At 74.8% G+C, this 13,738-nt stretch carries 9 protein-coding genes and 2 pseudogenes; 4 read left to right on the top strand and 7 right to left on the bottom strand.

The window, feature by feature from the left end:
- The first annotated feature begins 100 nt into the window (after positions 1 to 100).
- Complete coding sequence (argG, locus tag ABTY40_RS17885; RefSeq protein ID WP_345282981.1) at positions 101 to 1,546, top strand: argininosuccinate synthase; 1,446 nt, start codon at positions 101 to 103, stop codon at positions 1,544 to 1,546.
- A 102-nt stretch (positions 1,547 to 1,648) separates the two neighbouring features.
- On the opposite strand, the pseudogene ABTY40_RS17880 reads toward argG, so the two are convergent.
- Positions 1,649 to 3,701: pseudogene (locus ABTY40_RS17880) on the bottom strand (pectinesterase family protein).
- A gap of 159 nt (positions 3,702 to 3,860) precedes the next feature.
- Here ABTY40_RS17880 and ABTY40_RS17875 point away from each other — a divergent pair.
- The 3 genes and pseudogenes from ABTY40_RS17875 to ABTY40_RS17865 form a co-directional block, all read left to right on the top strand.
- Positions 3,861 to 4,292, top strand: coding sequence for a hypothetical protein (locus ABTY40_RS17875; RefSeq protein ID WP_352060386.1), 432 nt, complete (start codon positions 3,861 to 3,863; stop codon positions 4,290 to 4,292).
- A gap of 52 nt (positions 4,293 to 4,344) precedes the next feature.
- The gene (locus tag ABTY40_RS17870; RefSeq protein ID WP_352060385.1) at positions 4,345 to 6,492 is read left to right on the top strand and encodes a hypothetical protein; all 2,148 of its coding nucleotides are present in this window, start codon (positions 4,345 to 4,347) and stop codon (positions 6,490 to 6,492) included.
- Between the two features lie 137 nt (positions 6,493 to 6,629).
- Positions 6,630 to 7,292 (top strand): annotated as a pseudogene (locus ABTY40_RS17865) (lysophospholipid acyltransferase family protein); the annotation flags it as partial.
- A 131-nt stretch (positions 7,293 to 7,423) separates the two neighbouring features.
- Here the strand turns inward: ABTY40_RS17865 and ABTY40_RS17860 are convergent.
- The 6 genes from ABTY40_RS17860 to ABTY40_RS17835 all read right to left on the bottom strand — a co-directional run bounded on the left by ABTY40_RS17860 (position 7,424) and on the right by ABTY40_RS17835 (position 13,631).
- Complete coding sequence (locus tag ABTY40_RS17860; protein WP_345282988.1) at positions 7,424 to 8,347, bottom strand: glutaminase; 924 nt, start codon at positions 8,345 to 8,347, stop codon at positions 7,424 to 7,426.
- Positions 8,344 to 9,411 (bottom strand): enoyl-CoA hydratase/isomerase family protein, encoded by a 1,068-nt coding sequence (locus tag ABTY40_RS17855; protein WP_352060384.1) that lies wholly within the window; start codon positions 9,409 to 9,411, stop codon positions 8,344 to 8,346. Before ABTY40_RS17855 ends, ABTY40_RS17860 begins: the two co-directional genes overlap by 4 nt.
- Positions 9,412 to 9,693: 282 nt before the next feature.
- Positions 9,694 to 10,377 carry a GNAT family N-acetyltransferase gene (locus ABTY40_RS17850; protein WP_352060383.1) on the bottom strand — a complete coding sequence of 228 codons (684 nt, stop codon included), beginning with the start codon at positions 10,375 to 10,377 and terminating at the stop codon, positions 9,694 to 9,696.
- Between the two features lie 351 nt (positions 10,378 to 10,728).
- Complete coding sequence (locus tag ABTY40_RS17845; RefSeq protein ID WP_352060382.1) at positions 10,729 to 11,430, bottom strand: ribonuclease H family protein; 702 nt, start codon at positions 11,428 to 11,430, stop codon at positions 10,729 to 10,731.
- A gap of 75 nt (positions 11,431 to 11,505) precedes the next feature.
- Positions 11,506 to 12,423, bottom strand: a complete 918-nt coding sequence (locus ABTY40_RS17840; protein WP_352060381.1) for a phosphatase domain-containing protein — start codon at positions 12,421 to 12,423, stop codon at positions 11,506 to 11,508.
- 2 nt (positions 12,424 to 12,425) lie between these two features.
- Positions 12,426 to 13,631 (bottom strand): RNA ligase, encoded by a 1,206-nt coding sequence (locus ABTY40_RS17835; protein ID WP_352060380.1) that lies wholly within the window; start codon positions 13,629 to 13,631, stop codon positions 12,426 to 12,428.
- Positions 13,632 to 13,738 lie beyond the last annotated feature (107 nt).

Raw genomic sequence — 13,738 nt, 5'->3', positions numbered from 1 at the left:
ACGCCGACCGCCCGGGCCGGGTGGGCGCCCCCCGGCGTGTTCCGTACGCGGACCCGACCTCGGGATTGCATGAACATGCGCGATGATGCATACTCTTCCTATGTCCAAGGTCCTCACCTCCCTTCCGGCCGGCGAGCGCGTCGGCATCGCCTTCTCGGGCGGCCTCGACACCTCGGTGGCGGTCGCGTGGATGCGCGACAAGGGCGCCGTCCCGTGCACCTACACCGCCGACATCGGCCAGTACGACGAGCCCGACATCGCCTCGGTGCCCGGCCGCGCCAAGACGTACGGCGCCGAGATCGCACGTCTGGTCGACTGCCGTGCGGCGCTCGTCGAGGAGGGCCTGGCCGCGCTCGCGTGCGGGGCGTTCCACATCCGCTCGGGCGGACGCGCCTACTTCAACACCACCCCCCTCGGCCGCGCCGTGACCGGCACGCTGCTGGTCCGGGCGATGCTGGAGGACGACGTCCAGATCTGGGGCGACGGCTCGACGTTCAAGGGCAACGACATCGAGCGGTTCTACCGCTACGGCCTGCTGGCCAACCCCCACCTGCGCATCTACAAGCCGTGGCTGGACGCCGACTTCGTGACCGAGCTCGGCGGCCGCAAGGAGATGTCGGAGTGGCTCCTCGCCCACGGCCTCCCCTACCGGGACAGCACGGAGAAGGCGTACTCGACCGACGCCAACATCTGGGGCGCCACCCACGAGGCCAAGACGCTGGAGCACCTGGACACGGGTGTGGAGACCGTCGAGCCGATCATGGGGGTGCGGTTCTGGGACCCGTCGGTCGAGATCCCGGCCGAGGACGTGACGATCGGCTTCGCGCAGGGCCGCCCGGTGTCGATCAACGGCAAGGAGTTCCCCTCCGCCGTCGACCTGGTGATGGAGGCCAACGCCATCGGCGGCCGGCACGGCATGGGCATGTCCGACCAGATCGAGAACCGGATCATCGAGGCCAAGAGCCGGGGCATCTACGAGGCTCCGGGCATGGCCCTGCTGCACGCCGCGTACGAGCGGCTCGTCAACGCCATCCACAACGAGGACACCCTCGCCCAGTACCACACCGAGGGCCGGCGTCTCGGGCGGCTGATGTACGAGGGCCGCTGGCTGGACCCGCAGGCCCTGATGGTCCGTGAGTCCCTGCAGCGGTGGGTGGGCGCGGCCGTCACCGGCGAGGTGACGCTGCGGCTGCGGCGCGGTGAGGACTACTCGATCCTCGACACCACGGGCCCGGCGTTCAGCTACCACCCGGACAAGCTGTCCATGGAGCGCACCGAGGACTCGGCCTTCGGCCCGGTGGACCGGATCGGCCAGCTGACCATGCGGAACCTGGACATCGCCGACTCCCGCGCCAAGCTGGAGCAGTACGCCGGCATGGGCCTGATCGGCTCCGCCAACCCGGCGATCGGGGCGGCTCAGGCCGCCGCGACCGGTCTCATCGGCACCATGCCCGAGGGCGGCGCCGAGGCCATCGCCTCCCGGGGCGAGGGTTCCGGCGACGACGAGATGCTGGACCGCGCGGCGATGGAGTTCGGCACGGACTGACCCCTGCCGGCGGCCCCGGCCGTCCGCCCCGTGGTGAAGGCCGGTCCGGCGCGCGACGCGCCGGACCGGCCTTCGCCGTGGCCTCCCCTGTGGGGCGGCGGGTCAGCCGGCGGCGGGGGTCCAGTCGCCGAGCCAGTCGGCGATCTCCTGGTCGGCCGCCTGCGCGTCGGTCAGGTGCGGCCGGTCCGCGCCCGCCGGTCCGGCGCCGGGACCGGTGTTGCGGTACTCGGCGAAGCGGTCGTCCTTCCAGGAGAAGCCGCCCATGTCCGTCCACGGGGCGGGCCGGACGGCGGCGCTCAGGACGCTGTCGCGGACCGTGGTCTGCGGGTCGAGCGTGGCGTCCCCGCCGGCGTGCCAGGGCCGGCCGAGGAAGAAGCTTCCGGCGGTGACGTCGCCGTTGACCGTCGAGCGGGTGATCAGGAAGCCCTTGCGTCCGGCCGGGGTGCTCGGCGCCGTCACATAGCCGGCCGAGGTGCCGTCCCAGCGCTTCTTCAGGGTGAGGACCGAACGGTCGATGACGGCCGTGGCGCGGCCGAAGACGAAGTCGACGTTGCCGATGACGTAGGAGTTGGTGAGGCGGACGCGGCCGGGCCGGTCCTTGGCGGCCGTGTCCAGCAGGAGGGTGTCCTGGTCGCCGCTGATGATCAGGGCGTCGAGGAGGACCCGGTCGGCGGCGGTCCGCAGGGCGACGGCCTGGTGGCCGGTGAGGTGCTGGTTCCGCGCCTCGTCGAAGTCGTTGGCGACGGTGAGGTTGCGGGCCTGGAAGTCGTCGGCCTCGACGGCGAGGGTGGCGCTGCCGCCGGTGCCGTACGTGCCCGAGCCGTCGGGCCGGGGCGTGCCGGAGGCGCGGCCCTCGACGAGGACGGTGTCCTTGCGGCTCGCGCCCGTGCCCTGGAGCGTGACGTGCGGCTTGTTCGACGGGATCTTCACCGCCTCCCGGTACGTGCCGGGCTTCACCTGGATGACCACCCGGGAGGAGTTGCCGGCGGGTACGGCGTCGACGGCCTTCTGGACGCTGGTGAACTGGCCGCTGCCGTCCTTGGCGACGGTCAGCGTACGGGTGGCGGCGGCCCGCGGGGTGCCGAGCGCGCTCCGGGGACCGGCGCCCGCCGTGACGATCGCGGGCACGTCGGCCGCGGCGTCGAGGGTGTAGGGGTAGAAGCGGCGCGGGTCGAAGCCCGTGCCGCCGCTCTCGTTGCGCCCCCTGGTCCCGGAGAAGACGTTCCCGCGCTGGACGAGGGAGGCGGTGGCGTCCTTGATGACGGGGTTGGTGAGGCCCTGGAAGTAGCTGTTCTCCAGGACCATCGCGGTCCGTCCCCGGGCGTAGTTGCCGTAGGCGGAGGTCACGGCCGTCCCGGGGTCGTCCTGGAGGTAGTTGTTGTAGAGGTGGGCGTGGGCCGCGTTGTCGGTGGACGGGTTGCGCTGTTCGGTCTCGCGGAACCAGTTGTGGTGGATCGTCAGGTCGGCGGTGGTGTTCTCGGTCCACCCGATGCCGAAGGTCTTGTTGTTGTCGCCGAGCCGGTTCCAGGACACGGTGACGTACGAGGTGTCCTTGCGGCTGTCGATGAGGCCGTCGGCCATGTGACGCAGGTCGTTGTGGTCGATCCACACGTGGTGCGCGCCGTCCATCTGGACGGCGTCGAAGTCGTGGTCCTTGTCGTTCCACACACCCTGGTACGTGTCCCGGATCGTGAGGTTCCGGATGATCACGTTGTGGACGCCGGGGCCGAGGAAGAAGCCGCCGCCGACGATGTGGCCGGAGGTGCCGGAGCCGATGATCGTCTTGTCGGAGGCGACCTTGATCTCCTTGCCGACCGGGTTCACCGGGATGGTGCCGGCGACGACGATGACGTGCGGCCCCGGGGCGGTGGCGTACTTCTCGAGGTCGGCGAGGGTGCGGACGGTGACGACCGGGCCGCCGCGTCCGCCGTACGTGCCCTTCTGTCCCAACGCCTCGGCGGAGGCGAAGCCGTCGGCGGCCTCCTCGGCCCAGGCGGGGGTGGCGGCCCCGGCGGTGGGCCGCGCGTCCTCGCCGAACAGACCGAACGCGGTTCCGTAGGCCAGTGCCCCCGGCTGCCGCGAGCGCCACGGGGACCCCGGCCACCAGGGCCCTCCCGCGCCTGCGGTGCCTCGCTCTGCCGCGCGTCTGGTTCACGTCGTTCTTCCTTCCGTACGTGGGGGGTTCGCCGCCCCGTGGGGCGATCGGTGCACGGTGCTTGGTGGCCGCCGGACACCGGAAGGTTGCCGTCGCCGACGCACTTCCCGGCACCCCCTTCTATACACGGTGTGTATACATGACGCGTATAATGCCCGCATGGCTTCGACCTTGCGTACGACACCCTCCACCCGGCTGGTCAAGGCGCTCCTCGTCACTCCGGTCGCCGTCGCCGCCTCCCACGTCGTCCTCTCGGACACGCTGCGGATGGGGCTCCTCGCCCAGGGTGCCTCCGCCCTGGGAGCCGGTCCGGGCTACTCGGCGGACCAGGCCTTCACCACGGCGCTCGTCAACACCCTGCTGACCATGCCGGTGGTTCTGTGGGCCGGCATGCGTGTCACCGGCGAGCGCCGGCTCGGCGCCTTCGTCCTGACCGGCACGGCGAGCTGGGCGGTGGCGGTCTGGACGGGGCTCGGCCGGATCGACGACGTGCCCGGAGCGGTGCTGCCGCTGTCCTCGCTCGCGCTCGTGGTGGCCGTCACCGCCTTCTCCTCCCTGATCCGGCGGCCCCGGCGCACCGGCGGGACGTGAACCGGACGCCGCGGACGGCCCGTTGTCCGTGGGGTGCGGCAGACTGGCGATCATGTTCACGGGGATCGACGGAATCGACTGGGCGTCCATGAGCCACGCGTACGGCGCGGCCGACGACGTGCCCGCTCTGCTGCGCGGCCTCGCGTCCCCGGACGCGGAGGAACGCGAGAGCGCGCTGGACGGCATGTACGGCGCGGTGCACCACCAGGGGGACGTGTACGACTGCACGGTGGCGTGCGTACCGTTCCTGTTCGAACTGGTGGCGACGGACGGACTGCCCGGGCGCGGGGAGGTCGTGGAGCTGCTGTGCGGCATCCACGGCGACGGGCGCGATCCGGAGACCATGGACTTCTGGTCCGACGACGAGGAGGAGTACGCGGCCTGGGCCGCGCTCCTGGCCCGCGCCGAGTCGGAGGTCGGGGCCGGGGCCGGGATGCTGCTGGGGCTGCTCAGGCGGGCCGACGCCTCGTCCGACCCCGACGCGGGACTGCGGCGTGCCCTGCCGAAGGCGCTGGTGCGGCTGCACGACGACCCGGAAGCGGTCCTCGCGGTGCTGCGCGGCCGGCTCGCCGTGGAGGACGACCCGGCGGCGCTGCGGGCCGTGGTGGCGGCCCTGGGCGATCTCGCCGTACGGCGCGCGCGGTCCGCGGCGGCGCTCGCGGCCGTGGACGTCCTGACCGCGCTCGTGGCTCCGGGCGGGGCCGGGCCCGGCGCGGGGCACGCGGCCGGCGCGGGGGTGCCGCTCGCGGCCCTGGTCCAGCTGGCGCGGTGCGCGCCCGACCGGCTGCCGGGGACCACCGCGGCCGTCGCCTCGGAGGTGATGCGCCGGGCGCGGGAGGAGGACCCCGGGCCGGACGGGACCGCCGGGCCTGCGACCCCCGAAACGCCGACCCTGCTCGGCCACCTGCGCCGGCTCCGGGCCTCGCACCGCCGCACCGCACGGGCCCCTTGGGCGACGGAGTTGCTGACCCGGCTCCACGAGGCCCTCGACGACCGGGTGGCCGAGCGCTTCGCGCTCCTGGAGGACCAGTTGCGCAGTCCCGACTGGGGGCAGCGGCGCGAGGCGATCGACACGGCCGGCCAGTTCCTCACGGGCTGGCGGGGACCGCACGAGCTGTCCGTGCGTCTCCTGGGCGAGCAGCTCCGCGAGGCGGATCCCCGCATCGTGCGGTGGGCCGGGGCCGAGCTGGCGTGGCTGTACGCGATCGGCGGCCCGGCCGCGGACGCGCTGGCCGACCGGGTGGCGGCGGGCCCCGCCTTCGCCCCCCAGCACCCGTGGGCCGAGACCTCCTACGGCTCGGCGCTGCGGGCGCTGGCCGCGCAGGGCGACGGGCGGGCGGTGCCGGGGCTCGTGGAGGTGCTGCGCGCGGGGAAGGTGCCGGAGGAACTGGAGGCGTGGATCGGGCGCATGGACCCGGCGGCGGTACGGCGTCTGGCACCCGTCCTGGAGTCGCGGCTCACCCGGAGCGCCGCCGCCGGGCGGCTCCGCGGTGCGGGGAACCTGCTGCGGGCGGCGGCGGCCGCCGGCTCGGCCCGTGCGACGGGCGTCGCCGTCGGCATCCTGCGCGCGCCCGGGGACGTACTGCGCCCGGTGCGGCCGGACGCGCTGCGCGCGCTGGCCCGGCTGGGCGCGGTGGCGGGCGAGGCGGTACCGGTCCTGCGGGAGCTCACCGGGAGCGGCGCGGCGCACGAACGCCCCCTGGCCGCGGCCGCGCTGTGGTCGGTGGGAGGCCCGGACGAGAGCGCGGCGGTCCTGCGGGCCGTGTCCGGCGTGCTCACCGGCGAGCGGCGGGGCACGCGCCGGTACCAGGCGCTCGAACTCGTCGGCCGCATGGGGCCGGAGGCGGCGGCGCTCCTGCCGCAGCTGCGCCGCCTGGTGGCCGCGCCGGAGGAGTGCGGCGGATGGTCGGCCGGACGTCTGGCGGTCGCCCTGTGGCGGGCGGGCGGTGACGTGGCGGAGTGCCTGCCGGTGCTGGCGTGGGCGTGGGGGGAGCACTACGACAACCGTCCCGCCGTCGCGGGGGCCTGGGCCGAGATGGGGGTGGCGGCCGCGCCCGCAGTTCCCTTGCTGCGCCGGGAGATCGCCGCCGTCCGGCGCCACAACAACACCGGCGGCACGGGCCGGATGCGCTACCACTGCGCGGACGACGAACTCCTGCTGGCCCGCGCCCGGACGGTCCTGGAGGCGTGCGGCGCGTAGGGACCTGGGCGCCGGGGCCGGCCGTCCTGGGTTCCGGCACGCGCGCCGGCTGAGTACGCGTGCTCATGTCCGGGCGGTGCGCCGCCGGAAGCATGAGGGGTGTCAGCGTGTCCGTCCTCGGGATCAGGGGGCTCCTCGTGCTCAGTCGTCTCGCCGCCCATGTCGTGCCGTTCTTCGGGCGGTTGACCGTCACCGCGGACCCGGAGGCCCGGGTCGAGCCGGGCAGCATCCTGGTCGTGAACCACACCTCCCTGGCCGATCCGGCGCTCGTCCTGGCCGCGCTGCGCCGGCGGATGGCCGTCGAGCCGGTGGTGCTGGCCACGGCGGGGCTGTGGCGGATCCCCGGCCTGGGGCGGGCGCTGTCGCGGGAGGGGCATGTGCCGGTGCACCGGGGGTCGGCGCGGGCGGCGGCCGCCCTGGACCACGCCGCCGTCGCCCTCGCCTCGGGCCGCCCCGTGATGCTGTACGCGGAGGGGCGGATCCCGCCGCGCCGTGACGCCGGCGAGAACCCGCCGGAGCCGTTCCGTACCGGACTGGCCCGGCTCGCGGCGGTCACGGGGGCACCCGTCGTCCCCGTCGGACAGGCCGGCGCCCGGCGGATCACGTCCGGCGGATGGGCCAAGCAGATCGCCGGGGTCCTCACGGCCCCGGTCCGCCGGCCCGGTCTGCATGTGCACATCGGCCCGCCGCTGCGGCTGCCGGCCGACGTGGCCGCCGCGACCGCCCTGGCGCACGGGGCGGTGACCGAGGCGTGGGCGACGGCGGCGCGGGCCCTCGGCGAACCGGCGGCCTTCGCCGGTGGCCCCGACGGGCCCGCCGGGACCCGCCGTTCGGCGTGGCGGCGCCGCCCCGGTGCGCGGCGGGTCCACGCCGGCGCTCCGGCCGGCGGCGGCGTAAGGACCCCGGGTCCCGGCCGGCCGGCGGCAGCGGCTCAGAAGATCGACAGGCCGGTGATGGTGGTGAAGCGGTCGAGCGCGGCGACGCCCGCGACCGAGTTGCCCCGGCTGTCGAGTCCCGGGCTCCAGACGCAGAGCGTGCACCTGCCGGGGACGACGGCCACCACGGCGCCGCCGACGCCGCTCTTGCCGGGCAGGCCCACCCGGTAGGCGAAGTCGCCGGCCGCGTCGTACGTGCCGCAGGTGAGCATCACGGCGTTGACCTGCTTGGCCTGGCTGCGGGTCAGCAGCCGGCTGCCGTCGGCGCGGATGCCGTGGCGGGCGAGGAAGCCGGTGGCGAGGGCGAGGTCGGCGCAGGAGGCTTCCAGGGAGCACTGGCGGAAGTACTCGCGGAGCAGGTCCGGGACGGGGCCGGTGATGTTGCCGTACGAGGCCATGAAGTGGGCGAGGGCGGCGTTGCGGTCGCCGTGGGCGGCCTCGGAACCGGCGACCCCGGGGTCGAAGTCGAGGCCGGGGTTGCCGCTCTCTGCCCGCAGGAAGTCCAGGAGGCTTCCGGAGGCGTCGCCGGTGAGGCGCTGGAGCCGGTCGGTGACGACGAGGGCGCCCGCGTTGATGAAGGGGTTGCGGGGGATGCCGTTCTCGTACTCCAGCTGGACCAGGGAGTTGAAGGGGTCGCCGGAGGGCTCGCGGCCGACGTGGGCCCAGAGCGCGTCGCCCTCTCCGGCGAGGGCGAGCGCGAGGGTGAAGACCTTGGTGACGGACTGGGTGGAGAAGGGGTGCCGCCAGTCGCCCACCCCGTACACGGTGCCGTCGAGTTCCGCGACGGCCATGCCGAAGCGGGCCGGGTCGCCGGCCGCGAGGGCGGGGATGTAGTCGGCGGGCCGGCCGCGCTCGGTGAGTCCGGCGATCTCCTCGGCGATCCGGTCGAGGACGGGCCGGAAGGAGTGGGTGTCGCTCACGCGCCGCCCTCCCGGGCGGCGGTGTCCCCGGCGCGGCGGGCGGCGGCCAGGCCGAGGTCTCCCCCGGCCGGTACGGCGAAGTAGCGGGCCACGTCCGCGTCGGTGACCTCGGTGAGCTTCGCCGGGCACCAGCGGGGGTCGCGGTCCTTGTCGACCACCTGGGCCCGGATGCCCTCGACGAGGTCGGCGGTGGTCAGGGCGGCGCAGGAGACGCGGTACTCCAGGTCGAGGACCTCCTCCAGGGTGGCCAGGGCCCGGGCGCGGCGGAGGGTGGCGAGGGTCGCCTTGAGGGCGGTGGGCGACTTGGCGAGGAGCGTGGTCGCCGTCTCCTTGGCGGCGGGTTCCCCGGTCTCGAAGAGGCGGTCGACGATCTCCTCGACGGTCGGGGCCGCGTAGCAGTGGTCGATCCAGGCCCGCCGGTCGGCGAGGACCCCGGGGGCCGGGGGCTCGGCGTGCCGGGCGACGGCCTCGTCCGCGGGGAGCCGGGTGAGGTCCCCGGCCAGGGCGGACAGCCGTTCGGCGGGGACGTGGTGGTCGGCGAGGCCGGCGAGGAGGGCGTCGGCGGCGCCGACGGGGGTGCCGGTGAGGGCGAGGTGGGTGCCGAGTTCGCCGGGGGCACGGCCGAGGAGGTGGGTGCCGCCGACGTCGGGCACGAAGCCGATGCCGGTCTCGGGCATGGCCACGCGCGAGCGGTCGGTGACGACGCGGACGGAGCCGTGCGCGGAGACGCCGACGCCGCCGCCCATGACGATGCCGTCCATGAGGGCGACGTACGGCTTGGGGTAGCGGGCGATACGGGCGTTGAGCCGGTACTCGTCGCGCCAGAAGGCGGCGGAGGCGGAGCCGCCGGCGCGGGCGTCGTCGTGGATGGCGCGGATGTCGCCGCCGGCGCAGAGCCCGCGCTCGCCGGCGCCGTCGATGACGACGGTGGTGACGGCGGGGTCGTCCGCCCAGGCGGTCAGGGCGTGGTCGACGGCGAGGACCATGGCGTGGGTGAGGGCGTTGAGGGCGCGGGGGCGGTTCAGGGTGACGAACCCCGCCCGGCCCTCCGTCCTCAGGAGCACGTCAGGAGTTCCGGTCGGCACGTTCACTGGGTCCCTTCCCGTGGCGCGGGTCGCTCTCGGGGGCCACCGTACCGGGCGGTGGCGGGCGCCCGGGGACACGGGGTGGGGCGGGAGGACGGGAAGGCTCATCCGCTTCTCGCGGATCCTGATCGCGCGGTGCGCGGCCGGTGACGGCCGCTGCTCCGCGCCTCACGCGAGTCCTTCCCGTCCCCTCCATGGAACCACCGCGCGCCGTGGGGCGCGAGCGCCGGCGGGGCGCTCGCGCCCGGGTGGCGACACCCCCTAAGCGGGCAGCAGGTCCTGCAGGCCCGGGACGCGACGGGGGGCGGAGAGACGGAGCTCGATGATGTCCCGGACGGTGGGCCACTCCTCGTCGAGGATCGAGTAGAAGGCCGTGTCCCGGACGGCGCCGTCGAGCCCCCGTGAATGCGCGCGGCGGACGCCCTCGCAGGTGGCACCGAGCCGTTCGATCGCGATGCGGGAGCGGGTGTTGCGGGCGTCCGCGCGCAGCGTGATCCGGCGCACGCCCCACGTTTCGAAGGCGTGCCGCAGCATGAGGAGTTTGGCCTCGCTGTTGATGCCGGTGCCCCGGGCGTCACCGGAGATCCAGGTGTTGCCGATCTCGGCGGCGTCCGGGACGGCGGTGAGGGGGTCGCCGTGGGGCATCCCGGGGACGGGGGGCCAGACGAGCGGGCCTCTCCAGTAGTCGAGTTCGAGGAAGCGTGTGGAGCCGATGACCCGGTCGTCGGCCGTACTCACCAGGGCGAAGGGCAGGCAGCGGCCCGCCGCCTGATCGGTGAGGGCACGGGCGATGTAGTCGAGCGCCGACTCCAGGCCGTCGGGAACGGGAGTGAAGGCGTACGCCGATCGGTCCGCCCCGCCGGCCCGGGCGAGGGCTTCGGCGTGCCGCATCGCCAGCGGCTCCAGGCGCACGGAGCGCCCGGTCAGGAGAACAGGTACTGGCACGGAACCTCGGGTCTTTCACGGGCAGGGAGCTTCTGCCGCGGATGCGCCGCGGCAGCAGCTGGGGGGAGGTTCTCGCCGGGTGCCGAGCACGTCGTGGGAAGCACAAACGCGCAGGTAAAACGGTTCGTCACCAGGTGCGAGGAGGAACAGTATGCAGCCACAACCGCTCGGAGAACAGAACCCCGGGAGAACCCGCGTCCACGCCCGGGTGAAGGCTGCCGCGCGGGCCGCCCGCGCGGTCTCAGCGGGCGGACACGCCCGCCCGCCAGTCGGACGGCCCGTCCCTCCCCGCGCCGGTCCCGCCCGCCCCCGGTCCGGCTCGGGCGCAGGTCAGGGGCGGGCGGGGGCGGATCAGACGCAGGTGGCGTGACCCCAGCCGTCGGGGTTCTTCGCGATGGTCTCGCCCTTGTCGTAGGCGCGACCGCACCGGCAGCGGCCGGGGAATTTGGCCTTGAGGGTGCCGCCGGACGGGCGACCGCGGCGCGCGGTGCCGGTACCGGCGCCGGCGGCGCTCCCGCGGGGCGCGGAGGAGCGCGTACGGGGCGCCGGGGGGCGCGTTCCCGGTTCGGCGGGCGGGAGTTCGGCGCCGGCGGCGGAGCCGATGGCCTCCTGCGTACGGGCCGCGTGACTGGCCGCCCGGTCGGCGGCGTCGTTCAGGGGGTCGCCGTCGACCTGGTGGGCGGGGGTGTACACGAAGTCGATGTCACGGCCGGTGAGCAGGGCGTCGATCCGGACGACGAGGTCCTTGTTGGCGACGGGCGTGCCCGCCGCCGTCTTCCAGCCCTTGCGGCGCCAGCCGGGCAGCCAGGTCGTGACGGCCTTCATGGCGTACTGGGAGTCCATGCGGACCTCGGCGGGGACGGCCGGGTCGAGTGCTTCGAGCAGGCGTTCCAGGGCCGTCAGCTCGGCCACGTTGTTCGTGGCGCGGCCCAGCGGGCCGGCCTCCCAGCGCTCGACGCCGCCGTCGGCCCGGCCGATGACCCAGGCCCAGGCGGCCGGTCCCGGGTTTCCCTTCGACGCGCCGTCGCACGCCGCGATGATCTTCTGCACCATCCCACGATCCTGACACGGCCGTGCGGGCGGCCCGACCACCCCCGGGAGGCCGGGCCGCCCTCCCGGCGGGGCGGGTCAGAAGGCGCCGTAGTTGACCTGCCAGGTGGCCAGGCCCATGTGGCGCCAGAGGGCCACGACGCGGTCCCGGTCGTCGAGGGAGACGCGGACGGCGTAGCGGTCGCGGATGTGCGCGTCGAACAGTTCCGCCTTCACGATGTCGTCGCCGCGCCCGTCGCCGGCCGCCCGCATCCACAGTTCGTCGTACGGGACCTCGTGGCGGGCGAGCCAGGCCTCGGTGACGGCCCGGTGGTCCTCGCTCCGGCCCGAGAGCAGCACGATCCGGTCGCGCTCGCTGTGCCGGAAGGCGCGCAGGGCGTCGCGCACGGGGACGTTGAGGAGGTCCTCGCCGCAGCGGGTGAAGTCGTACGGTCCCCGGTCGCCCCGCAGGGCGAGGGTGCCGTCGATGTCGCAGAGGACGGCGGAGGGCAGCGCCGGGTCCGGCACGTACGGCAGGGCGGCGGGCCGGTCGTTGAGCCAGTCCCCGGTGAGCCGCCAGCCGCCGCGGGTGGCCTTGGCGTGCTTGTCGGCGAGCAGGCGGATGATCTCCTCGCCGACCGGGCGCTCACGGGCGGCGTCGCGGCGGAGGCACTCCTCGACGGGCACGGTGGTGAAGTCGTGGACGACGAAGGTGGCCGAGCGGCCGGCGACGGCCGCCTTGAGGCGCTTGGGGATGTGCGGGGTGAGGTGGGTGTTGTCGACGACGACGTCGAAGCCGTCGTCGAGGGCGGCGCGGACGGCGGCGTCCTGGATGCCGAGCACGGTCTGCTCGTGGGCGTGCGAGCGGCCCCGGCCGGCCTCGGGCCGGTCGAGCATGGCGCGCAGATCGTCGAGGTTGACGCGCCGCATCCGGCCCTCGGCGGCCTCCTGGAGGGCGCGGGCGGCGGTGGTCTTGCCGGAGGCGGGCAGGCCGGTCATGACGTGGACGACGGGCACGGTCAGTTCTCCTCGTCACGGGCGAAGGGGTCGGTGGCCTCGGGGCGGAGCTGCCGCCAGACGAGGAGGTCGGTGCGGCGCCCGTCGAGGCGCAGGAAGACGGCGGCGCGCAGGCCGCGGTCGGTGAGACCGGCGGCGGCGCGGGCGAACGCGGCCCGGTCGGCGGCGAGGTGGGCGAGGCGTTCGAAGGCCTCGTCCACGGTCCGCTCGCGACGGGCGGCGGCCTCTTCGAGCCGGGCGACGACGGAGCGGACCCAGGCGTCGAACTCGTCGGGGACCTGTTCGAGGAGCGCGTCGAGGGGCTTGCCGCCGTGCGCCTCCACCTCGGAGACGGCGCAGCCGATGCCCTTGGCCACCTCGGCGGCGGGGAGCCCGGCGAAGCGCTGGATGCCGTGGCCGCGCCAGATGTCCCGCTCGGTCACGCCGGTGAGCACCTTGTGGAGGCGTACGTACTCGGGCAGCTTGGCCTTGGCGCGCACCCCGGAGGCGAAGCGGAGGACGAAGCCCTCGGCGTCGGTGCCGGTGGCGCGCCGGCCGCCGGGGAGCGTGTCGGACGCGGTGAGGGCGATCAGCTCGGCGAGGCCGGTGACGGGCCAGGTGCGGACGACCGAGCCCAGCGGGCCCCAGCCGGCCGCGGCCTCGGCCGGCGGGATCTCGGTGCCGTCGGCGGCGAAGGCGCCGAGGAGGACCAGGTCGCGCCGCTCGCCGTAGTTCACGACGATCCGGTTCTCCGGGTAGAGGATCTCGGCGAGGTAGGTGACGCCGGGGGTGAGTCCGGAGGTGTCGGCGGCGTCCAGGCGGCGCTGGGCCCAGGTGGCCTGCGTGCTGGTGAAGGAGCCCTTGGAGGCGGCGCGCCAGCCGCCCGCGTAGTGGAAGACCACGGCGAGGCTGCCGTCGACCTTGTCGTACACCTCGAACGGCTCGTCGGGCAGCGGCGGGGCGTAGGGGCGGCCCTCGGCGTGCTCGGAGACGTTGAAGAACTTGGGGAAGGGCAGCGCGACGATCCGTCCGCCGTCGTCGGCGACGAGGCCCCGGCAGCGGGTGGTGGCGGTGTTCCAGTGCTGGGCGTACTGGCAGGCGCGGGTGTAGGTGTAGATCGACAGCGGCAGCTCGGGGTGTGCCTTGCAGGTGACGTGTCCGTCCGCGAGGGCGGCCGTCAGCTCGTCGGGCGGTATCAGGTCGTGGAGAGTCAGGGTCGCCTGGCTCATGGGGGTCCCTCCCGTGGTTCGTTGATCCATTCTGCGGACGCGGCGAGCGGGGGGACAGCGATTTATCCCGGCGGGGGCGTACGGTGCGGCGCCCGGGCTCCCCCCTC

Source organism: Streptomyces sp. NPDC126503 (assembly GCF_040302405.1).
Lineage (GTDB): Bacteria > Actinomycetota > Actinomycetes > Streptomycetales > Streptomycetaceae > Streptomyces > Streptomyces gulbargensis.
Note: the sequence above shows the minus strand (reverse complement) of the source record. Positions and strands in the feature narration are given on the sequence as shown.

Bases quoted from the DNA above. Each gene is read 5' to 3' on its own strand.
- argG (WP_345282981.1), top strand. From the start codon at position 101: ATGTCCAAGGTCCTCACCTCCCTTCCGGCCGGCGAGCGCGTCGGCATC.
- ABTY40_RS17875 (WP_352060386.1), top strand. From the start codon at position 3,861: ATGGCTTCGACCTTGCGTACGACACCCTCCACCCGGCTGGTCAAGGCG.
- ABTY40_RS17870 (WP_352060385.1), top strand. From the start codon at position 4,345: ATGTTCACGGGGATCGACGGAATCGACTGGGCGTCCATGAGCCACGCG.
- ABTY40_RS17845 (WP_352060382.1), bottom strand. From the start codon at position 11,430: ATGGTGCAGAAGATCATCGCGGCGTGCGACGGCGCGTCGAAGGGAAAC.
- ABTY40_RS17835 (WP_352060380.1), bottom strand. From the start codon at position 13,631: ATGAGCCAGGCGACCCTGACTCTCCACGACCTGATACCGCCCGACGAG.